Source organism: Saccharopolyspora mangrovi, assembly GCF_035320975.1.
Taxonomy (GTDB): domain Bacteria; phylum Actinomycetota; class Actinomycetes; order Mycobacteriales; family Pseudonocardiaceae; genus Saccharopolyspora; species Saccharopolyspora mangrovi.
Genome location: NZ_JAWLNX010000029.1, coordinates 1 through 20,398 on the forward strand (window position 1 = coordinate 1; position 20,398 = coordinate 20,398).

General features: G+C 70.3%; 16 protein-coding genes and 1 pseudogene. 7 read left to right on the forward strand and 10 right to left on the reverse strand.

Going from position 1 to position 20,398, the window contains the following annotated elements; translation table 11 throughout:
• Both R4I43_RS29110 and R4I43_RS29115 read right to left on the reverse strand, forming a co-directional pair.
• Nucleotides 1–181, reverse strand: a pseudogene (locus R4I43_RS29110) (IS110 family transposase); the annotation flags it as partial.
• Between the two features lie 228 nt (nt 182–409).
• Nucleotides 410–1,552: an L-talarate/galactarate dehydratase gene (locus tag R4I43_RS29115; protein ID WP_324268904.1), complete on the reverse strand. Its 1,143-nt coding sequence runs from the start codon at nt 1,550–1,552 to the stop codon at nt 410–412.
• Between the two features lie 328 nt (nt 1,553–1,880).
• Between R4I43_RS29115 and R4I43_RS29120 the strand changes: the two genes are divergently transcribed.
• From R4I43_RS29120 to R4I43_RS29130, 3 genes are read left to right on the forward strand one after another with little or no spacing between them, the layout of a single operon-like run.
• Complete coding sequence (locus tag R4I43_RS29120) at nt 1,881–2,879, forward strand: tripartite tricarboxylate transporter substrate binding protein (RefSeq protein ID WP_324268905.1); 999 nt, start codon at nt 1,881–1,883, stop codon at nt 2,877–2,879.
• On the forward strand, nt 2,876–3,385 hold the full coding sequence (locus R4I43_RS29125) for a tripartite tricarboxylate transporter TctB family protein (RefSeq protein WP_324268906.1): 510 nt from the start codon (nt 2,876–2,878) through the stop codon (nt 3,383–3,385). The genes R4I43_RS29120 and R4I43_RS29125 overlap by 4 nt, the downstream gene beginning before the upstream one ends.
• 17 nt (nt 3,386–3,402) lie before the next feature.
• Entirely contained in the window at nt 3,403–4,923 is a 1,521-nt protein-coding gene (locus R4I43_RS29130) for a tripartite tricarboxylate transporter permease (protein ID WP_324268907.1), read from the forward strand.
• 26 nt (nt 4,924–4,949) lie between these two features.
• Here R4I43_RS29130 and R4I43_RS29135 read toward each other — a convergent pair whose 3' ends face one another.
• The 3 genes from R4I43_RS29135 to R4I43_RS29145 form a co-directional block, all read right to left on the reverse strand.
• On the reverse strand, nt 4,950–6,353 hold the full coding sequence (locus tag R4I43_RS29135; protein WP_324268908.1) for a PrsW family intramembrane metalloprotease: 1,404 nt from the start codon (nt 6,351–6,353) through the stop codon (nt 4,950–4,952).
• Nucleotides 6,354–6,427: 74 nt separating this feature from the next.
• Nucleotides 6,428–7,921 carry a CoA-acylating methylmalonate-semialdehyde dehydrogenase gene (locus R4I43_RS29140; RefSeq protein ID WP_324268909.1) on the reverse strand — a complete coding sequence of 498 codons (1,494 nt, stop codon included), beginning with the start codon at nt 7,919–7,921 and terminating at the stop codon, nt 6,428–6,430.
• The gene (locus R4I43_RS29145; RefSeq protein WP_324268910.1) at nt 7,918–9,216 is read right to left on the reverse strand and encodes an aspartate aminotransferase family protein; all 1,299 of its coding nucleotides are present in this window, start codon (nt 9,214–9,216) and stop codon (nt 7,918–7,920) included. Before R4I43_RS29145 ends, R4I43_RS29140 begins: the two co-directional genes overlap by 4 nt.
• A 486-nt stretch (nt 9,217–9,702) precedes the next feature.
• Between R4I43_RS29145 and R4I43_RS29150 the strand changes: the two genes are divergently transcribed.
• Nucleotides 9,703–9,933 carry a hypothetical protein gene (locus R4I43_RS29150; protein WP_324268911.1) on the forward strand — a complete coding sequence of 77 codons (231 nt, stop codon included), beginning with the start codon at nt 9,703–9,705 and terminating at the stop codon, nt 9,931–9,933.
• A 1-nt stretch (nt 9,934) separates the two neighbouring features.
• On the opposite strand, the gene egtD is transcribed toward R4I43_RS29150, so the two are convergent.
• From egtD to egtA, 4 genes are read right to left on the reverse strand one after another with little or no spacing between them, the layout of a single operon-like run.
• Nucleotides 9,935–10,900, reverse strand: a complete 966-nt coding sequence (gene egtD, locus R4I43_RS29155) for an L-histidine N(alpha)-methyltransferase (protein ID WP_324268912.1) — start codon at nt 10,898–10,900, stop codon at nt 9,935–9,937.
• On the reverse strand, nt 10,882–11,649 hold the full coding sequence (gene egtC, locus R4I43_RS29160; protein ID WP_324268913.1) for an ergothioneine biosynthesis protein EgtC: 768 nt from the start codon (nt 11,647–11,649) through the stop codon (nt 10,882–10,884). The genes egtD and egtC overlap by 19 nt, the downstream gene beginning before the upstream one ends.
• Before the next feature lie 2 nt (nt 11,650–11,651).
• Entirely contained in the window at nt 11,652–12,980 is a 1,329-nt protein-coding gene (egtB, locus tag R4I43_RS29165) for an ergothioneine biosynthesis protein EgtB (RefSeq protein ID WP_407691333.1), read from the reverse strand.
• Nucleotides 12,981–13,006: 26 nt separating this feature from the next.
• Nucleotides 13,007–14,221, reverse strand: coding sequence for an ergothioneine biosynthesis glutamate--cysteine ligase EgtA (gene egtA / locus R4I43_RS29170; RefSeq protein ID WP_324268915.1), 1,215 nt, complete (start codon nt 14,219–14,221; stop codon nt 13,007–13,009).
• A gap of 199 nt (nt 14,222–14,420) precedes the next feature.
• On the opposite strand from egtA, the gene R4I43_RS29175 reads away from it, so the two are divergent.
• The 3 genes from R4I43_RS29175 (at nt 14,421) to R4I43_RS29185 (ending at nt 18,785) form a co-directional block, all read left to right on the forward strand.
• On the forward strand, nt 14,421–15,014 hold the full coding sequence (locus R4I43_RS29175; RefSeq protein WP_324268916.1) for a TetR/AcrR family transcriptional regulator: 594 nt from the start codon (nt 14,421–14,423) through the stop codon (nt 15,012–15,014).
• A 71-nt stretch (nt 15,015–15,085) separates the two neighbouring features.
• Complete coding sequence (locus R4I43_RS29180; protein WP_324268917.1) at nt 15,086–17,167, forward strand: FUSC family protein; 2,082 nt, start codon at nt 15,086–15,088, stop codon at nt 17,165–17,167.
• Between the two features lie 100 nt (nt 17,168–17,267).
• The gene (locus tag R4I43_RS29185) at nt 17,268–18,785 is read left to right on the forward strand and encodes an alpha/beta hydrolase (RefSeq protein WP_324268918.1); all 1,518 of its coding nucleotides are present in this window, start codon (nt 17,268–17,270) and stop codon (nt 18,783–18,785) included.
• A 63-nt stretch (nt 18,786–18,848) separates the two neighbouring features.
• Here R4I43_RS29185 and R4I43_RS29190 read toward each other — a convergent pair whose 3' ends face one another.
• Nucleotides 18,849–20,327, reverse strand: coding sequence for a peptide MFS transporter (locus R4I43_RS29190; RefSeq protein ID WP_324268919.1), 1,479 nt, complete (start codon nt 20,325–20,327; stop codon nt 18,849–18,851).
• Nucleotides 20,328–20,398 lie beyond the last annotated feature (71 nt).

Sequence of the window (20,398 nt, forward strand, 5' to 3'; positions counted from 1 at the left end):
CCTCAGACGGCTGCGCGTCCTCGGGCACGAACCGGCCGACCAGCTCATGGAAACGGGACATTCCGGCCATCCCCTCGGGCAGCCGGGCCCGTTTCAGCACCCGGCCCTGCTCGTCCTGGACCTCCACATCGTGGTGATCCTCAGCCCAGCCATCTCCGACGAACAGCACCCCAACCTCCATGGCCGACAGCACCTTCCGGCAGCCTGCAGGAGCCGGTCAGCGACCTAATCGACAAGTGCTCACGCCAACACCCGGCGGGCACGACATCCCATCAGCGATCAAGACCCCTGACCACCAGTGACGGCACGATCTGACCCCAGGACTCCAAGGCCCAGGAGAGGAGAGTGCTCACTCACCAGCGGCTACCAGGCACCGAGTCTGCCCGATCAGCCGACCCGGTAGATCCCATTAGGAGCGGAACTCGGCTCGGTCCGCTGTCCAGGCTCGGGCTTGCTCGCTGATCGTGACGCCGAGACCGGGGCGGCTGGAGATGTGCATGCGCCCGCCGTCGATCTCGAGGTGTTCGTTGAACAGCGGGTCGAGCCACTCGAAGTGCTCGACCCACGGCTCGCGGGCGTAGGCGGCGGCCAGGTGGACGTGGATCTCCATCGCGAAGTGCGGGGCGAGCTGGAGGTTCCGGGACTCGGCCAGGGCCATGACCTTGAGGAACTGGGTGATCCCGCCGACCCGCGGGGCGTCGGGCTGGACGATGTCGGCGCCGCCGGCTCGGATGAGTTCGCCGTGCTCGGCGACGCTGGTGAGCATCTCACCGGTGGCGATCGAGGTGTCGAACGTCGACGTGAGGACCGCGTGACCCTCGAAGTCGTAGGCGTCGAGCGGCTCCTCGATCCAGACGAGGTTCATCGGCTCCAGGGCGCGGCACATGCGCCGGGCGGTGGGACGGTCCCACTGCTGGTTGGCATCGACCATCAGGGCCACGTCGTCGCCGATCTTCTCGCGCACCGCGTCGACGCGGGCCAGATCGGTGGCGCTGTCGGGGTGACCGACCTTGATCTTGATTCCCCCGATGCCCTCGGCCACCGAGCGCGCTGCACGCTCCACCACTTCCTCGATCGGGGCGTGCAGGAAGCCACCGGAGGTGTTGTAGCAGCGGACCGAATCGCGGTGGGACCCCAGCAGTTTCGCCAGCGGCAAACCGGCCCGCCTGGCCTTGAGGTCCCACAGCGCGACGTCGAAAGCGGCGATGGCCTGCACCGACAGGCCGCTGCGGCCGACCGAGGCGCCCGCCCAGACCAGCTTGTCCCAGATCTTGGCGATGTCGCTGGGGTCCTCGCCCAGCAGCACCGGGGCGATCTCGCGGGCGTGGGCGAACTGGCCGGGTCCGCCCGCGCGCTTGGAATAGCTGAACCCGATGCCCTGCAAGCCGTTCTCGGTGGTGATCTCGGCGAAGAGCATCGCGACCTCGGTCATCGGCTTCTGCCGCCCAGTGAGGACCTTCGCATCGCTGATGGCGGTCGGCAGCGGCAGCGTCACCGAGGAGAGCTCGATCCCGGTGATGCGGTCCAGCGTGGCCGATTCGGTCGCGGTCATGGAATTCGTCTCCGTTCAGGCATCTTCGGCTGGGAGCCTCGGGCCCGGTCCTGATGGAACGGGGCGGTGGCAATTCGGGACGTGGTGATCAAGACATTAGGGCGCCCGACGATGTCGGTCCAAGACCGAAAGGACATCGATCAATACCCTCGCCGCATCGACTGTCCGTTTCAGGACCGTCGGCATCCGGAGTCGATTCATCCAAGGTATTGACCGATGCCAAAACAGGCTTGGACACGCATGGAATGACGACCATAGGCTTCCCCGAGCATTCGTGACCGCACTCACATCGGCGCGGTCTGTGCCCAGCGGAACGAAGGAGAAGGCGTTGACGAAGAAGTCAGTTCGCCGAGCGGTGGTGCCGGTGGTCGCGGCAGCACTTTCCCTGTCACTGGCCGCGTGCGGCGGGAACCTGTCCAGCGGTGGAGAAGGCGAGTTCCCGAGCGGTCCGGTCACGATGGTGGTCGGGCAGGACCCGGGAGGCAGCACGGACCTCATCGGCCGTGCGCTCGCCGATGAGGCCTCGAAGGACCTCGGTGTCGCGGTCCCGGTCGTCAACACGCCCGGGGCGAACGGAGCTCTGGCCGCCAAGGAGTTGGCGGGCAAGCAGCCCGACGGCCAGAACCTGATGGTCATCAACGCCTCGCTGACCTCCATCACCCCGCTGGCCGTCAGCCCGGAGGAAGCCGTCGACATCAACGACTTCGAAGTCGTCACGGGCATCTCGCAGGACGACTACGTGCTGGTGGCCCACGCCGAATCCGGGCTCAACTCGGTGCAGAGCCTCATCGACGCACGCCGCGACCTCAAGCTCGGGACCACCGGCGTCGGCACCGGCAGCCAGCTGTCCCAGGAGCTGCTGTTCAAGCACGCCGGCATCCCCGGCACGGCGGTGCCCTTCGACGGCGGGTCCCCGGCGATGACAGCCGTTCTCGGCAAGCAGGTCGACGTCGCCTCCGTCCAGCTCGGCGAGGCGATCAGCCAGATCAAGGCGGGCGAGCTGGTTCCGCTGGTCACGTTCTCCGCGCAGCGCAGCCCGTACCTGCCCGACACCCCGACCGCCGTGGAGAAGGGCTACGACGTCGAGGTCTCGCAGTTCCGCGCGATCGCCGCGCCCAAGGGAACTCCCCGCGAAGCCGTCGACCGGCTGCGGACCGCGTTCCAGAGCGCCTTCGCGGCTGAGTCGTACAAGAAGTTCAACGAGGAGAACCTGCTGACACCGCACGAGGTCGACGGCGCGCAGGTGGTCGAGGAGTGGACCTCCTCGCTGGAGAGCTACCGGGCCCTGGTTCAGAAGTACGGGATCGACCTCGGCGGCGAGAAGTGAGCGAGGCCCACACCGATCCGGAACTCGCGGAGCAGGAGCCGGAAGTCGGGCGCGACCAGCACGCGGCTCCGGCCGGACCGGTGGCGAACCTGGTGGTGGCGCTGGTCGTCGTGGCGCTCGGAGCCAGCGGGCTGGTCGGCTCGGCACTGCTCGGGTTGGGCACGGCGGCCGAACCCGCTGCGGGCACCTGGCCGTTCCTGATCAGCGCGGCGATCACGGCGCTCGGCATCGCGCTCGGTCTGCTGGCCCGCCGCACGGCTGACGCCGAACGCTTCTCGTCGTCGGTCTGGCGGGTCGCCGCCGGTGTCGCCACGATGATCGGGTTCGTCGCCGTGATCGACGTAATCGGGTTCGAAATCCCCTCCGCCCTGCTGGCCTTCGCGTGGCTGCGCTTCCTCGGCGGGGAGTCGTGGCGGGTGTCCGCGCTCGGCGGCCTGGGCATCGTGGTCGCCTTCTACGTGATCTTCGTCGGCGCGCTGAACGTGCCGATCCCCCACATGTTCTGAAATCCCTAGGAGCGGCGATGGATTTCCTGACCCCGGCGATCGAGGGGTTCGGCGTCGTTCTCGAACCCACCAACCTGCTGTACTGCTTCATCGGTGTCGTGATCGGCATGCTGGTCGGGGTCCTGCCCGGGCTGGGACCGGCCGCGACGATCGCGATCCTGCTGCCCCTGACGTTCAACGTCGAGCCGGTGACCGCGATCATCATGCTCGCCGGCATCTTCTACGGCGCGCAGTACGGCGGCACCATCACCTCGGTGCTGCTGCGGCTGCCCGGCGAGGCGTCGTCGGTGGTGACGGTCTTCGACGGGCACGCGCTGGCGCGGCAGGGCAAGGCAGGAACGGCCCTCGGCATCGCGGCCATCGGATCGTTCGCCGGAGGCACCCTCTCGATCGTGGCGCTGTCGTTCCTGGCGCCCCTGATCGCCGGGTTCGCGCTGGACTTCGGCCCGCCGGAGTACACCGCCCTGGCGCTGCTGGGGATCCTGCTGGTCGCCACGGTCAGCAACGGCGGCAAGGTGAAGGCGATCATCGCCGCCTGCGTCGGCCTGCTGCTGGCAACGGTCGGGCGGGATGCGTTCACCGGTTCCGAGCGCTTCACCTTGGACGTCCTCGCGCTCTCCGACGGGCTCGACTTCGTGCCCATCGCGATGGGCCTGTTCGGGATCGGCGAGATCCTCCACAACCTCGAACAACGGCGCAAAGCCGCGGCAGCGCCCGGCAGGGTCGCCAACGTGTGGCCCTCGCGAGGAGATCTCCGCCAGGCCTCGGGTGCGATGGGGCGCGGGTCGGTGCTCGGGTTCGTCCTGGGCGTGCTGCCCGGCGGCGGCGCGACGCTGTCCTCGCTGGCGGCCTACGCGCTGGAGAAGCGCCGGTCGAAGACCCCGGAACGCTTCGGAAGCGGTGCGGTGGAGGGCGTGGCCGCGCCGGAGACGGCGAACAACGCGGCAGCCACCTCGTCGTTCATCCCGCTGCTGACGCTGGGCATTCCGGCGAACGCGACGATGGCGATGATCTTCGGCGCGCTGCTGATCCAGGGCGTGACCCCAGGACCTCAGCTCGTGGACGAGGAACCGGAGCTGTTCTGGGGCGTGGTGAACTCGATGTACATCGGGAACGTCCTGCTGCTGATCATGAGCATCCCACTGGTCGGCCTGTTCGTGAAGATCCTGCGGGTGCGCGAGTCGGTCCTGGCCCCGATCACGGTGCTGATCACGCTGATCGGCGTCTACACCGTCCGCAACAGCGTCTTCGACATCGTGCTGGTGATCGCGTTCGGCGCCCTCGGTTACCTGATGAAGAAGTTCGGCTTCGAACCCGGTCCGCTGGTGCTGGCGTTCGTCCTGGGTTCGCTGCTGGAGACCTCGTTGCGCAGGTCGCTGCTGCTCTTCGAAGGCGACCCGACCGGGTTCGCGACCAGGCCGATCTCGGGCGCGCTGCTCGCCCTGCTGGTCGTCGTCGTCCTGCTTCCGCTGCTGCAGAAGCTCCTTCGAGCACGGCGGGCGGCACCGGAGGACACCCGCGAGAAAGCGGGGCTGTAGATCGGCTCCGATCTACAGCCCCGGTCTCACCGCCACGGCCGCTGCTGACCCGGGTTCTGCGGGCCAGGCGGCTGCGGGCCAGGCGGCTGCGGGCCAGGCGGCTGCGGGCCAGGCGGCTGCGGGCCAGGCGGCTGCGGGCCAGGCGGCTGGGGTCCGGGCGGCTGCGGAGGCCGCGGCGGGGGCTGGTTGGGCGGCTGGATGCGCGGCTTGTGGGTCGGCATGTCGGTCAGCTGCTTCGGCATGGTGAAGAAGCCCGACTGCTCGTTGCGCGCCCAGGGCGCCGGCTTCGGCTGCGGCGTGCGGCGGAAGAACGCGTCGCGCGCCATCCCCATCAGCGTGACGATCTGCCCCCGGCGAGCGAAGAACGCCTGCGGGTCGATCGTGCGGCGTTCGGCCTGGGAGTGCAGCAGGGCGAGCTCGGTGGCCGCGAGCTGGTAGTCGCCCATCGCCTGCGCCCCGACGGCGCCCGCCTGGTGACGAGCCCAGTTCCGGGCCTGGCGGCGGCCGGTCATCGTGCCGAGCATCTGGATGTCGTTGGGCGCCACCAGACCGCTGGGGATGTAGGACGGCAGGTAGCGGCCGATGAGGTGCACAAGCCGCCGGCGGTCCCGGACCAGGACGACCACCAAGACCACCAGCACCACGGCCTCGACGAGGTAGGCCACGACAAGGCCGCCGATGCCGAACAGCACCGAGCCGCCGTTCCAGAGGGCGTGCAGGAACACCGCCGCGCACCAGCCGAGGATCGGCGCGAAGAACCGGCCCGCACCCCGGTGGGTGGCCGCGTAGGCGATGCCCAGCCCGGTCATCGCGGTGTACATCGGGTGTCCCAGCGGGGCCACCACGCCCCGGATCAGGACGGTGCCCCAGATCTCGCCGGGCACCGAGGCCAGGCCCTGCATGTAGTAGAGGACGTTCTCGACCAGCGCGAAGCCCAGCCCGCACAGGGCCGCGTAGACGATCCCGTCGGTCGGCCCGTCGATCTCGTTGCGGCGGACCAGCAGCAGGAACAGCAGCAGGGCGCCCTTGAAGCTCTCCTCCACGACCGGAGCGATCACCGAAACCGTCAGCACCGTGGCCGTTTCCGGACCGAGCACCACGGCCAGCACCGACTCGCCGAGCGAGTTGATGATCAGCGCGCCCAGCAGCGCCACACCAGCGCCCCAGCCGAAGGAGACCAGCAGGTTCAGCCTCGGCTCCGGTTCCAGCCGGTCCACCAGCAGGATCAGCGCCACCAGCACGATCGCGGTCGGCAAGGCGAGCAGCATGCCGATCACGACGTTGCCCGGCGCGCCGGGGACCAGCAGGAAGTAGGACGCCAACGCCAGCAGCATGCAGACGCCGGAGATCACCAGGCCGATGATCAACGACACCGGCGCGCGGTTGGAGCTGCGTCCTTCCAGGACCGATTGCGGGCTGAGAGCGGGCATGCCCGGCAGCGTAGGAGATGAACCACGATCACCTCCGGTCAGCCCCGAAATGCTCCGGGGCTGACCGGAGCGCTTCAGCTGTTCTGCGGGAAACCGAGGTTCACGCCGCCGTGCGAGGGGTCGGGCCAGCGCGTGGTGATGACCTTGGTGCGGGTGAAGAAGCGGATGCCGTCCGGACCGTAGGCGTGGGAGTCGCCGAACAGCGAGTCCTTCCACCCGCCGAAGGAGAACTGCGCCACCGGGACCGGGATCGGCACGTTCACGCCCACCATGCCCACCTCGACCTCCTCGCAGAACTGGCGGGCCGCCCCTCCGCTCTCGGTGAAGATCGCGGTGCCGTTGCCGTAGGGGTTGCCGTTGAGGACCTCCAGCGCGGCGTCGTAGCTCGGGGCGCGCAGCACCGACAGCACCGGGCCGAAGATCTCGTCGGCGTAGATCGACATCCCGGTGCTGACGTGGTCGAACAGCGTGGGGCCGAGCCAGAAGCCGCCCTCGGCGCCATCGACCTCGACGCCCCGGCCGTCGACGACCAGCTCCGCGCCGGCGCTCAGACCCGCGTCCACGTAGGATGTCACGCGGTCCCGGTGCGCGGCGGTCACCAGCGGCCCCATGTCGCAGGAGCGGCGGCCGTCGCCGACGTTGAGCTTGCCCATCCGCTCGGCGATCTTGGCGACCAGCTCGTCGCCCACCGGGTCGACCGCCACCACCGCGGACACGGCCATGCAGCGCTCACCGGCCGAGCCGAAACCGGCCGACACGGCGGCGTCGGCGGCCAGGTCCAGGTCCGCGTCGGGCAGCACCACCATGTGGTTCTTCGCGCCGCCCAGCGCCTGGACCCGCTTGCCGTGCACGGTGCCGGTCTCGTAGACGTAGCGGGCGATCGGGGTGGATCCGACGAACGAGATCGCCTTGACGTCGCGGTGCTCCAGCAGCGCGTCCACCGCGACCTTGTCTCCCTGGACGACGTTGAACACGCCGTCCGGCAGCCCCGCCTCCTGCCACAGGCGGGCGATGAACAGGGCCGCCGACGGGTCCTTCTCGCTGGGCTTGAGCACCACCGAGTTGCCGCAGGCGATGGCGTTGGGCACGAACCACAGCGGCACCATCGCCGGGAAGTTGAACGGCGAGATCACCCCGACCACGCCGACCGGCTGCCGCGTGGAGTGCACGTCGACGCTGGTCGAGGCGTTCTCCGAGAACCCGCCCTGCAGCAGGTTCGGGATGCCGCAGGCGTACTCGACGTTCTCCAGCCCGCGCTGCACCTCCCCCGCCGCGTCGGACAGGACCTTGCCGTGCTCGGCGGTGATGATCTCGGCGAGCTCGCCGGAGCGCTTGTTGAGCAGTTCCCGGAACGCGAACAGCACCGAGGACCGCTTGGCCAGCGACGCGCGCCGCCACTCCCGCTGCGCCCGGGCCGCCGCGGCCACGGCGGAGTCCACATCGGATCCGTCGGCGAAGGCGACCGTCCCGGTCTGCTCCCCGGTGGCGGGGTTGAACACCTTCCCGGTGCGCTCGGGGGCGGTTTCGGCGGGTTTGCCCGCGATCCAGTGGTTGATCAGCTCGGTCATGATGAGAACAGCTCCTGCTCGGCCAGCGAGACGGTTTCGGTGAGGATCCGCAGCGCGTGGGCCGCTTCGGACTCGGTGAGCGTCATCGGCGGCGCCAGGCGCAGGACGTTGCCGTGCAACCCGCCCTTGCCTATCAACAGGCCGCGCTGCTTGGCCAGCTCCATCACCCTCGCGGCGGCCTCCGGTGCGGGCTGCTTGCCGCCCGGCACGACGAGTTCGACGCCGATCATCAGGCCCTTGCCGCGCACGTCGCCGATCAGCGCGCACTCGTGGGCGCGCAGCCCCTGCAGCAGCTGGGCGCCCAGCTTGGCGGCGTTGCCCTGCAGGTCGTGCTCGAGCAGGTACTCCAGCGCGGCGTGGGCGCCACCGGTGGAGATCGGGTTGCCGCCGAAGGTGGAGATCGAGTTCGCGCCGATGTCGTCGATCAGCTCGGCCTCGGCGACCAGGCCGCCGATCGCCAGCCCGTTGCCCAGGCCCTTCGCGAACGTCATCGCATCGGGTGTCACGCCGTGGGCCTGGATGCCCCAGAAGTGCTCGCCGGTGCGGCCCCACCCGGTCTGCACCTCGTCGGAGATCAGCAGGATGCCGTACTCGTCGAGGACCTCGGCGAAAGCGCCCAGCAGCCCGTCGGGCGGGGTCGCGAAACCACCGACGCCCTGGATCGGTTCGGCGATCATGCAGGCAACGTCGCCGGCGGTGGTGGTCTCGATGACCTCGCGCAGGTCGTCGACGCAGGCGGCGATGTAGTCGGCGTCGGACAGCTGCGAGAACGGGCTGCGGTAGCGGTAGCCGCCGTGCACGTAGCTGACCTTCAGCGGCGACAGGGAGGTCGCCGACCAGCCGCGGTTGCCCGTCACGGCCAGCGTCGCGAAGGCCCGCCCGTGGTAGGAGTTGCGCAGCGCCAGGACCTGGTTGCTGCGGCGCTTCTGGGTCGCCAGCATCAGCGCGGTCTCGTTGGCCTCGGTGCCTGAATTGGTGAAGAACACCTTCGGGTTGCGCAGCCCGGACAGCTCCGCGATGCGCTCGGCCAGCTCCACCTGCTGCCGGATCAGGTACAGCGTCGAGGTGTGCAGCACGCCGGTGTCGACCTGGCGGCGGACCGCGTCGCTGATCTCGTCGATGTCGTAGCCGATGGCGTTGGTGAGGATGCCGGCGAAGAAGTCCAGGTAGGTGTTGCCGTCGGCGTCGGTGACGTGGCGTCCCGAGCCGCTGACGATCTCGATCGGCTCCTCGTAGTACAGCGACAGCCAGTCCGGCAGCACGGCCTTGTGCCGCGCCAACAGCGAATCCGACATGCTTCCTCCTGCTCTGACGGCCTCGTGGCGATCCCGCCAGTCTCTCGCCTCGGAGGCCGCGCGGCCATGCCCGAGGCCCTGTGATCAGCTCGGCGGGACGCGCTAACGGCTACCCCCGATGACCGCGCGCGCACCGGGTGTAGCCTGTGCCCCGCCGGTCACGCCACACCAGCACCTCCCCCCAGTAGCTGGCGTCGCGTGGCCGGCCCTATTCGCTCCCGCCACGCATGCCGTCACCGGCCGTGATCCTCGGACCCTCGGGAACCCCTTCGAGTGATCAATTGGGCTTTTCCGCGCATGGGCGTTGGGCCGATTGGGTCAACCCACCTAGCCTCGCGTCACGCACCCCTCGCGGACGAGTCCCGTCCGCGGAGGTGGGGAAATTGACCAACCGAAACCACGACGCCCTGTCCGCCCGCTGCCTGCCGGGAGATCCGGTGGACACGAGCCTGCGACGGGGCGGAGCACAACACCGGGGGCGACACGATGAGCACAGTGGTCGCGGTGCGCTTCGCCGCAGGCGTGGTCGCCGAGTCCCGTCGCCAGACGCATCTGGCGACCCGACCGGAAGGCCCCTTCCCGGCCGCGTGGCGCACGCTGTGCGGCCTGCAGATCCCCTCGTACGTGGCGGAGATCTCCGAGCGCCCGGCCGGGATGCCGTGCGTGCGGTGCATGTCGCGGCTTCCCGGCCCACCGGAGCAGGAGCTGGAGCGGTGATTCAGCGGGCGATGGACAGCGACAGCGCGAACTCCGCCGCGTCGTCGAGCCACCAGCTGCCCAGGTCGAAACCGGCCACGGCCAGCTCGTCGGCGATGCGGTTGCGCCGGAACTTGGCCGAGATCTCGGTGCGGATCTCCTCGCCCTCGGCGAATTCCACGTCCAGCGACAGCTCGCGCACCCGCACGTGCATCGGGCGCCGCGCGCGCAGCCGCATCTCGATCCACTCCTGGTCGGCGTTCCAGCGCGCCACGTGCTCGAAGGAGTCCACGTCGAAGTCGGCTCCGAGCCGGTTGTTGAGCACCTGCAGCACGTTCCGGTTGAACTCGGCGGTCACCCCCTGGGCGTCGTCGTAGGCGCGGATCAGCCGCGAAGGCTTCTTGACCAGATCAGTTCCCAGCAGCAGCCACTCCCCCGGCCGCATCGCGGAGTGCAGCGCGGCGAAGAACCCGGCGCGTTCCTCCGGCAGCAGGTTGCCGATCGTGCCGCCCAGGAACGCCACCAGCCGGCCCTCGCCCTCGTCGAGGCGGCCGGTGGTGAAGTCGTCGACGACTCCGGAGACCTCCAGATCCGGGTAGTCGGCCTCGATGGTCGCCACCGCGCCGCGCAACGCGGATTCGGAGACGTCCAGCGGCACGAACCGGCGCAGCGTGCCGTGCTTGCCGAGGGCGTCGAGCAGCAGCCGCGTCTTCTCCGACGATCCCGAGCCGAGTTCGACCAGCGTGGCGGCGTTGGTGAGCTCGGCGATGGTCAGCGCCGTTCGCCGCAGGATCTGGTGCTCTGCGCGGGTCTGGTAGTACTCGTCGAGCTCGGTGATGCGCTCGAAGAGGTCGCTGCCCCGGGCGTCGTAGAACCACTTGGGCGAGAGCCACTTCGGGTGGTCGGTGAGTCCTTCCCGGACGTCGGCGCGCAGTTCGCGATCGGCGTCGGCATCGGTGAAGCGCACGGTCAGTTCGGGATGTCGCACGGATCCTCCCCCAGGGATACGACCTCGGTGTGTTCGGTGTCGGCGACCACCAGGCAGCGGTCGGGGATCTCCACCCACTCGGCTCCGTCGGACGAGCCGAACGGCTCGGAGGCGACGGTCACCGCGTCGGGTTCGCGACGCACCCACAGCGAGTGCGTCCAGGTCGTGGCCACGATCCGGTTGGCGTCGCCGAGCAGCAGGTTCAGCCGCGAATCGGGCGCGGCGGCGTGCACCTCGGCCACCAGCTCGGCCATCGCGGTCTCCGGCGCGGTACCGTCGGCGAGGCGCTGCCGCAGCAGCGCCCACAGCACGGCGGAGTCGGTGGGCTGGGCGGTGAGCAGCTCCGCCGGGTCCAGCCGCGCGGCGAGCTTGGCCAACGAGTCGGGCCAGCCGCCGACCTTGCCGTTGTGGCTGAACAGCCGCCGCCCGTCGGTCAGCGGCGCGCACAGCTCGGGCCCGACGGGCATGCCGACGGTCGCCGAGCGCACCGCCGCCACCACCGCCGAGGCCCTCAGGTCCCGCGCCAGCGGCGGGAACGAGGTGTCGGTCCACATCGCCGCGCCGTTGCGGTAGACGCCGGGGGTGCCGTCGTCGCGGAACCAGCCGGCGCCGAAGCCGTCGGCGTTGACGGTGCCGCCGCCGCGCATGTCGTTGGGGGCCCAGGACTGCTCCAGCAGCGAGTGCGGCGGGTCGAGCAGCAGCTCGGCCAGCGACACGGGGGACCCGAGGTAGGCCAGGTGCCTGCACATGCTCAGCACTCGTCCGCGATCGGGGTGCGGGCGCAGCGGAAGCCCGCGAAGATCTGCCGCCGGATCGGGTAGTCCCAGTTGCGGAAGGTCCCCCGGCACGCCGAGCGGTCGGTGCCGAACGAGCCGCCGCGCAGCACCTTGTGGTCGGAACCGAAGAACACCTCGGAGTACTCCCGGTACGGGAACGCCGCGAAGCCGGGGTAGGGCAGGAAGTCGCTGGAGGTCCACTCCCACACGTCGCCGATGAGCTGCCGCGCACCGCAGGGCGACTCGCCCAGCGGGTAGGCCCCCGCCGGGGCCGGTTGCAGGTGCCGCTGGCCGAGGTTGGCGTGCTCGGGCTCCGGGTCCTCATCTCCCCACGGGTAGCGGCGGGAGCGTCCGGTGGCCGGGTCGTGGCGGGCGGCCTTCTCCCACTCCGATTCGGTGGGCAGCCGCTTGCCCGCCCAGGCGGCGTAGGCCTCGGCCTCGTAGAAGCTGACGTGCACGACCGGTTCGTCGCCGGGCACCTCTTCGACGTGGCCGAACCGGCGGCGCAGCCACCGATCGCCGTCGCGGAACCAGAACCTGGGTGCTTCCAGGGAGGCCTTGTGCCGGTAGCGCAGTCCGGCGTCGCTCCACCACTGCGGCTCGCGGTAGCCACCGGCGTCGATGAACCGGGCGAACTCGGCGTTGGTGACCGGCGTGGTGTCCAGGTAGAAGGAGTCCACGTGCACCTCGTGCGCCGGGCGTTCGTTGTCCAGCGCCCACGGCTCGGTGGAGGTGCCCATCGTGAACGGTCCGCCCGGCACGAACACCTCGGCGAGCAGCGCCTCGGACGGCCGGGGCGGTGGGGACTCGGCGGTGAGCGCGGGCGGGCCGTCCCGGAGCTGGTGGGTGGCCAGCATGGTCTCGTCGTGCTGCTGCTCGTGCTGCACGATCATGCCGAACGCGAACGCCTGCTCCACGAGCCTGCGCCCTTCCATCGGGGTCTCGTCGAGCAGGTCGAAGACCTTGTCCCGCACGGTGCCGATGTAGTCGCGGGCTTCGCGCGGGCCGAGCAGCGGCAGTTCGGGGCGGTCCGCGCGGCGGTGCTGGAAGGCGTCGTAGAGGTCGTCGATGTCGGGCCGGATGGCTTCCCGCCCGCCGACGTCGCGCACCAGCCACAGCTCCTCCTGGCTGCCGACGTGCGCGAGGTCCCACACCAGCGGCGACATCAGCGGCGAGTGCTGCTTGACCAGGTCCTCGTCGTCGACGGCGTCGGTGAGCTGCGCGCTGCGCCGCCGGGTGCGGGCGAGTTCGGCGGCGACGTGTTCGCGCAGGTCCTCGGTTTCCAGTTCCTGAAGGTTCTTCACCGTGCGCACCTCCGGTCGTGACGGGTTCAGCTCAGCCGCCGGGCGAGGTGCTCGGCGAGGCGGTCGGACAGCCCTTCGCCGACCTCGTCGAGCAGCCGGCAGGCCAGGTCGAAGATCTCGCGGGCGCAGCGCGCCAGCACCGGGTCGGCGAGGCCGGAGCGCGCGGCGTGCACCCAGCGCCCAGCGGCGGGTGCGGCCATCACCGCCACCTTGTCCACAACGGACTCGTCGGCGAACAGCACCGCCAGCGCCGCGGTGGGCAGCATCCAGTCCGTGCCGGACTGCGCGTCCAGGTACCGCACTTCCAGGTAGCCGCGCGCGCGGACCGGCGGGAATACGGTGGTCAGGTGGTAGTCCAGGTCGTCGCGGGTGGGCGGTTCGGACAGCCCGCCGTGGATCCACTCGGCGAAGCTCAGCCCGCTGGGCGCCGACCAGTCGTCGCCGTCACGCCGGCGGCACACGATCGACATGTCCAGCATCCGCCTCGCCCAGCCGGCGACCGGATCTCCCCTGGTCGGGCCGGGCCGGGTGCGCGGCGGGTCGGTGTCGAGCAGCACCCGGGTGCGGGTGGAGGCCCAGCCGGTCTCCCGGCCGAACAGCCGGGGCGAGTTCGCGAACGCCGCGATCATCACCGGGCCGAGGGCGTGCAGCGCGTTCCAGCGGGCGGCGATCCGCTCCGGCTCGCCGGCGTCCAGGCACACCTGCACCCCGGCGGTGCTGCACATCATCAGCCGGCCGTCCAGGCCGATGCGGTCGAACGCGGTCTCCATCGCCTGGTAGCGCGGGACTCGCAGGATCCGGTTCGGGTACCGGTGGGGATCGATGCCGCTGTCGCCGAGCGCGAGACCGGCCTCCTCGACGCGGCGGCGGAGGTAGTCGGAGTCGGCGGCGACCACGCTCAGCAGGGAACGCAGCGACGTGGTGGGAAGACTGGAGATCTCGACCTGGCCACCAGGCTCAACGGTGAGCACGGAGCCGTTCGGCAGCGCCTGCTGCGGGCTGTCGGGGACCAGGGAGCGGGGTGCGTGCGGGCCGAGCGCGGCGATCAGCGCCTCGGCGTCGATGGCACGTCCCGGATCGGATCGGTGGTGCACGGTCCATTCGAGTTCGACGCCCAGCAGGCGCGGAGGGCCGTGCTTGAAGCAGACCGACGCGACGTAGGCTTCGGCCTCCGCACGGGTGCGCACCCTGGAGGTCGGGAACTCGTCGGCTGCAGGATCGGTCGATATCGGCAAGATCATCACCGCCCGTGATTGGCCGGCTACCGACGCTACCGCCCACCCCTGACAGTCGCGACCCTTGTTCTGCGCTCGGGCAGCTGCTATCGACCCGGGCGAAAACGCCCGAAACAGCCCGGTTCGGGTGGGAATCGGCGGGAAACGCCAACAAAACGTACGTACGGATTGCGACGGCCAGGACTGTCCTGCGAGGATTCACCGCATGCCCCGGGTCAGCCAGGACCACTTGGACGCGCGACGCCGTCAGATCCTCGACGGTTCGCGGTCCTGCTTCGCGCGCTTCGGTTACGAGGGTGCCACCGTGCGACGCCTGGAAGAAGCCACCGGGCTGTCCCGCGGGGCGATCTTCCACCACTTCAAGGACAAGGAATCGCTGTTCCTCGCCCTCGCGGAGGACGACGCGGCGCGGATGGCCGACGTGGTCGCCGAGCGGGGCCTGGTGCAGGTGATGCGCAACCTGCTCGACGAACCCACCGGCGCCGAGGCGCGCGCGCTGGGCGCCGACTGGCTGGGCACCCGGCTGGAGGTCTCCCGCAGGCTGCGCACCGACACCGAGTTCCGGGACCGGTGGGCCCAGCGCTCCGAGCTGCTCACCGCCGCCACCCGGGCTCGCCTGCAGTGGCAGCGCGAGTCCGGCAACCTGCGCGACGACGTCGACGTGGACGTGCTGACCGCCTACCTGGAACTGGTCCTGGAGGGCCTGGTCTCGCACCTGGCGATGGGCCTGCCCGCCAAGCACCTGGGCTCGGTGCTCGACGTCGTCGAGGAGAGCGTGCGACGCCACCGGGGTCGGTGATACCACAGCACGGCCGCCGTCCGGCGTAATCTCACGCCACGGGTCGGCTGAGGTGAAGGAGCGCGGGCGGCATGGGCAGCGAGTGGTGGAACCGCTTCCTCGCTTCCGATCCGTCCTTGCGGAGGCTGCGCACGGCCGTGCGGGTCACGCTCGCCGTCGCCCTGACGCTGGCGGCCTCGGTGCCGCTGCTGGCCTGGTGGGGTCAGCCGCTGCCGAGCGCCATGATCGGCGCGGTGGTGGCGATCAACGGTTCGCTGGGCGTCAACGACCCGGACCGGCGCGACCAGGCCATCACCTACGCGCTGCTGCCGCTGCCGGTGCTGGCGGCCTTGGGCCTGTCGATCGCCACGCAGTTCTCACCGCTGCTGCACAGCGCGGTGTTCCTGGTGGTCATCTTCGTCGCAGTGTACGTGCGGCGGTTCGGTCCCCGGTTCTTCCCGCTGGGCATGGTCGCGTTCATGGGCTACTTCTTCGCGATGTTCCTGCGCCCGCCGCCCGCCCAGTTCCCGGCACTGCTGGTCGCGGTGCTCATCGGCACCGTCGCGGCGGCCGGTCTGCGGTTCCTGGTGCTGCGCGACGATCCCGAAGGGGTGCTGGCGCGCGGCCGGCGCACGCTGCGCGCCCAGGTGCACGGGCTCCTGCACGCGGTGCGCGACGTCGCCGAGCAGCCGCAGTCGACGGCCCGGCGGCGCAGGCTGCACAACCACTCGGCCCGGTTGAACGAGACCTCGCTGATGCTGGAGAACACCGTCGGCCGGCTGGACCAGCTCTCCGAAGCCAGCCGCAGCGTGCTGCGCCAGCGGATCCTCGACGTCGAACTGGCCGCCGAGAACCTGGTGACCCGGCTGCTGCAGCTGGTCGACCACCCCAGCGGTGGTGGTGCCGTGCCGCACGCGGTCGGCGCGCTGCTGTCGGTGCTGCAGAGCCACCCGCAGCAGATCCGCGAGGCCACCCGCCGGGTCTCCGAGCAGGTCGAGGACCGCGGTTCGGTGGAGCTGGCGATGGCCATCCGTCGCCTCGGCACGGAACTGGCGGAACTGGCCGAGGCGACCGGCGAGCTCGGCGAGCAGGGCGACGAGACCGAGATCGAAGCCGAGGACGGCACCGAGGAGACCGCCGACGAGCAGACCGGCCTGGCCCGGCCGGAGCTGCGCACCGCCATCCAGGTCACCGTCGCGGCCGGGCTGGCGATCGTGCTCGGCCAGCTGGTCTCGCCCAACCGCTGGTACTGGGCGGTGATCACCGCGTTCGTGGTGTTCATCAGCACCAACAGCCGCGGCGAGCTGCTCGTGCGCGCCTGGCAGCGCACCGCGGGCACCATCTTCGGGGTGCTGGCCGGGATCCTGGTCGCCGCGCAGGTCAGCGGTGATCTCACCGCCGAGCTGGCGGTGATCCTGCTGTGCGTGTTCCTGGCGTTCTACTTCGTCGGCTACTCCTACGCGGCGATGACGTTCTTCATCACCACGCTGCTCGGCGCGCTGTACGGGATGCTCGGCACCTTCAACATCGCGGTGCTGGAGACGCGGCTGGCCGAGACGGCCGTGGGCGCGCTGGCCGGAGTGCTGGCGGCGGTGTTCGTGCTGCCCACCCGCACCCGCGAGGTGGTCCGCAACAACACCGCCGAGTTCCTCAAGGCGCTGCGGGACTTCCTGCGCAGCACCGGAACCGAGCTCAGCGAGCACGGAACCGCATCGGACCTGCAGGAACCCACCCGCGCGCTGGACGACGCGCTGCAGCAGGTGCTCACCAGCGCCAGCCCGCTGACGGCCTACCGCTTCCGGTCGCGGCGCAGCCAGGTGCAGCGGATGGCGGCCAAGCTCAGCGGCTGCGCCTTCTACGTCCGCAACCTCTCGGTGGCGCTGGGCGACGCGGCCGAGATGGTCGACGCCGACACCCGGGAGCGGCTGGCCGAGCAGCTGTGGGCGCTGGCCGACGCCGCCGAATCCCTCACCGACGAGGGGCAGGTGCCGTTCGAGGAGGCCATCGGCGCCGCCCACCGCAGCTCCGACGAGCTGCACGACCTCGCCGAATCGCTCACCGACGGGCCGACGTCGTTGCACCGCAGCGTCCGGTTCCTGGACCGCACGACGCAGGTGCTCGACGAGCTGGCGCGCGAGCTCGGCACCGAAGCTCACCTGGCCGGGCGAAGCTGACGCCCCCTTCTGGCGACACGGCACCGAGTCCGTAGGACGCCGTGGCGACCACTCATACGCTGCGAGATCAACTGCCTCCACGCGCTTGAGGAGCCCCCACGTGAAGCGTTCGATCGCGCTCGGCCTGGCGGCGGTCGCCGTCCTGGCCGTCGCACCCGCCGCGGCGAGCACCGCTGCGGCGCAACCGGGACCGCAGTTCGGTCCGTGCCCGCAGGACGTCGCCACGCCGTACCCGCAGCTGCGCTGCGCCACCATCGACGTGCCGCTGGACCACGCCAACCCGGGCGGCGAGCAGGTGCAGCTGCTGATCTCCAAGCTGCCGGCCCGGAACCCGCAGGCACGCCGGGGCGCGCTGCTCGTCAACCCCGGTGGTCCCGGCGGCCCGGGCGTGGACTTCGCGGGCACCCTCTCGGAGCTGGTGCCGCAGCAGGTTCGCGACTCCTACGACCTGATCGGTTTCGACACCCGAAACACCGCGCACAGCACGCCGATCAGCTGCGCGGACCCGGCGACGCACTGGGCCAACCCGCTGCCCGACCCGGACTCCCCCACCGCCCGAGAGATCAACTGGCGCCGCGCCGAGGCCTACGCCGACGGGTGCGCGCAGCGCGCCGGGAAGTACCTGCCGCACCTGAACACGCCCACCAACGCCCGCGACATGGACCTGATCCGGGCCGCGCTGGGCGAGCAGAAGATCAGCTTCCTGGGCTACTCCTACGGCACCTACCTCGGCGCCGTCTACGGGCAGCTGTTCCCGCAGCGCGTGGACCGGATGGTCCTGGACAGCTCGGTCAACCCCGACACCTCGGAGATCTGGTACGGCAACAACCTGGCCCAGGACGTGGCCGCGCAGCAGCGCCTCGACCACTTCTTCGGCTGGGTCGCCCGGCACGACCGGGTCTTCCACCTCGGCACCGACCAGCGGGCGGTGAAGGCGGCATGGGAGGGCGTGCAGGCGGAACTGCGCCGGGTTCCGCGCGGTCCGCTGGGGCCCTCGGAGCTGATCGAGATCAGCTTCAACGCTCTCTACGGCGAGTCCGACTGGCAGCCGCTGGCCCAGGGCCTGGCGGACTTCCGGCTGCGCGGTGACGACCGCGGGCTGGCGGCGATGGTCAAACCGAAGGACGCCCTGGCCGAGAACGGCAACGCCATCTACAACGCCGTGGAGTGCGCGGACGCGCCGTGGCCGACCCGGCGCGCGGAGTGGGAGCGCGACTCCCGCCGGATGGCCGTCGAGCACCCGTTCGCCGCGTGGTTCAACAGCTGGACGGTCGCCCCGTGCCGCACCTGGCAGGCGCCCCGGCAGCAGCCCGCGAAGATCACCGGTGAGGGCCTGCCGCCGGTGCTGATGTTCAACTCCGAGCACGACGTGGCCACGCCCTACGCCGGGGCGGTCGAGATGCACCACTCACTGCCCTCGTCGGTCCTGGTCACCGAGCGGGACGCGGGCAAGCACGGGGTCTGGGCGCTGTCCGGCAACGCCGAGGCGGACCGGATCGGCGCGGACTACCTGGTGGGCGGCCTGCTGCCGCCCGAGGACGTCGCGATCCCCGGTCACCCGGAGCCCGACCCGTCGGCCCCGGACACCCGCAGCTCCCGAACCTACGACCTGCGCTGACCCCCAGGACGGAAGAAGGCCGGCCCCCGCTCGGGGACCGGCCTTCTTCCGTCGCGTCGGGCGTCAGAGCACGCCGTGCATGTAGCGCTTGATGCTGCGCGCGGAGACCAGCAGCAGCACCGCGCACGCGATCGTGACCACGCCGACGATCGAGAAGTACAGCTGCTGGTTGTCCACCGAGTACAACTTCACCAGCTGGGCGCCCAGGCCTTGACCCATCGCCGGGGCCAGCCAGTACAGGCCCATCATCTGCGAGGCGAAGACCTTCGGCGCCAGCTTGGTGGTCGCCGACAGGCCGACCGGAGAGAGCATCAGCTCGCCGACGGTCATGATCACGAACACCAGGGCCAGCATGATCGGCAGGTGCTTGCCGTCGTCACCAGCCACGACCTTGGACAGCACCACCCACAGGAACGACACGCCGACGAAGAACAGACCGCCGACGAACTTCTGCGGGGTGGAGGGCTGCCGCGAGCCCAGCTTCATCCACAGCGTCGCCATCACCGGCGCCAGGATGATGATCGCCAGCGGGTTGACCGACTGGAACCAAGAGGCCGGGACGGCGAACCCGAGGACGTTGAGGTCGGTGTCGGCCTCGGCCAGGTTCGCGAGCGTGTTCGGCTGCTGCTCGAACAGCATGAAGAACAGCGCGGTGGCCAGGAACAGCGGGATGTAGGAGATCAGCCGGTCCCGCTCGATCTTGGTGATCTGCTTGCTGGAGAGCATCACCGCGAAGTAGATGACCGGCAGCACCGCGGAGATGACGCTGATCAGGTTGACCAGGCCCTCCAGTCCCATCACGCCGCTCACCGACAGCAGGACCAGCACCAGCACGAAGCCCAGCGCGATGCCGCCGGCGCGACCCAGGACGCGGCCCTTGTGCTCGGCGGGCAGCGGGTTGACCGGAGCGAGGCCGCCGGTGCCGAGGTGCTTCTGGCCGAGGACGTACTGCACCAGGCCCGCCGCCATGCCGATCGCGGCGACGCCGAAGCCGAGGTGCCAGCTGACCTTCTCACCGAGCGTGCCCACGACGAACGGCGCGACGAAGGCACCGAGGTTGATGCCCATGTAGTAGATCGAGAAACCGGCGTCGCGGCGGGTGTCCTGCTCGCTGTAGAGGGTGCCGACCAGGCCCGAGACGTTGGGCTTGAGCAGACCGGTACCGATCACCAGCAGCACCAGGCCCAGCAGCACGGTGGTCATGCCACCGGGCAGGGCGAGTCCGATGTGGCCGAGCATGATGATCACGCCGCCGTAGAGCACCGCGCGCTGCGCGCCGATGATCCGGTCGGCCAGCCAGCCGCCGAGGACGCCGGTCATGTAGACCGAGGCGCCGTAGACGCCGACCACCGACAGCGCGGTGGATTCGGGTATGCCCAAACCACCTTCGGAAACGGCGTAGTACAGGTAGTACGCCAGAATGGCGCGCATGCCGTAGTAGGAGAACCGCTCCCACATCTCGGTGAAGAACAGCGTCAACAAACCGCGCGGGTGTCCGAAGAAACCCTTCTGCGGCGCGTCCGCAACCGTGGGTGTGCTCACGATCACGTCCTCTCGTGATTGTTCAGCGCGGCGGTGACCGCGACGACTTTGTCGCAGGTTACTTCTAGGTA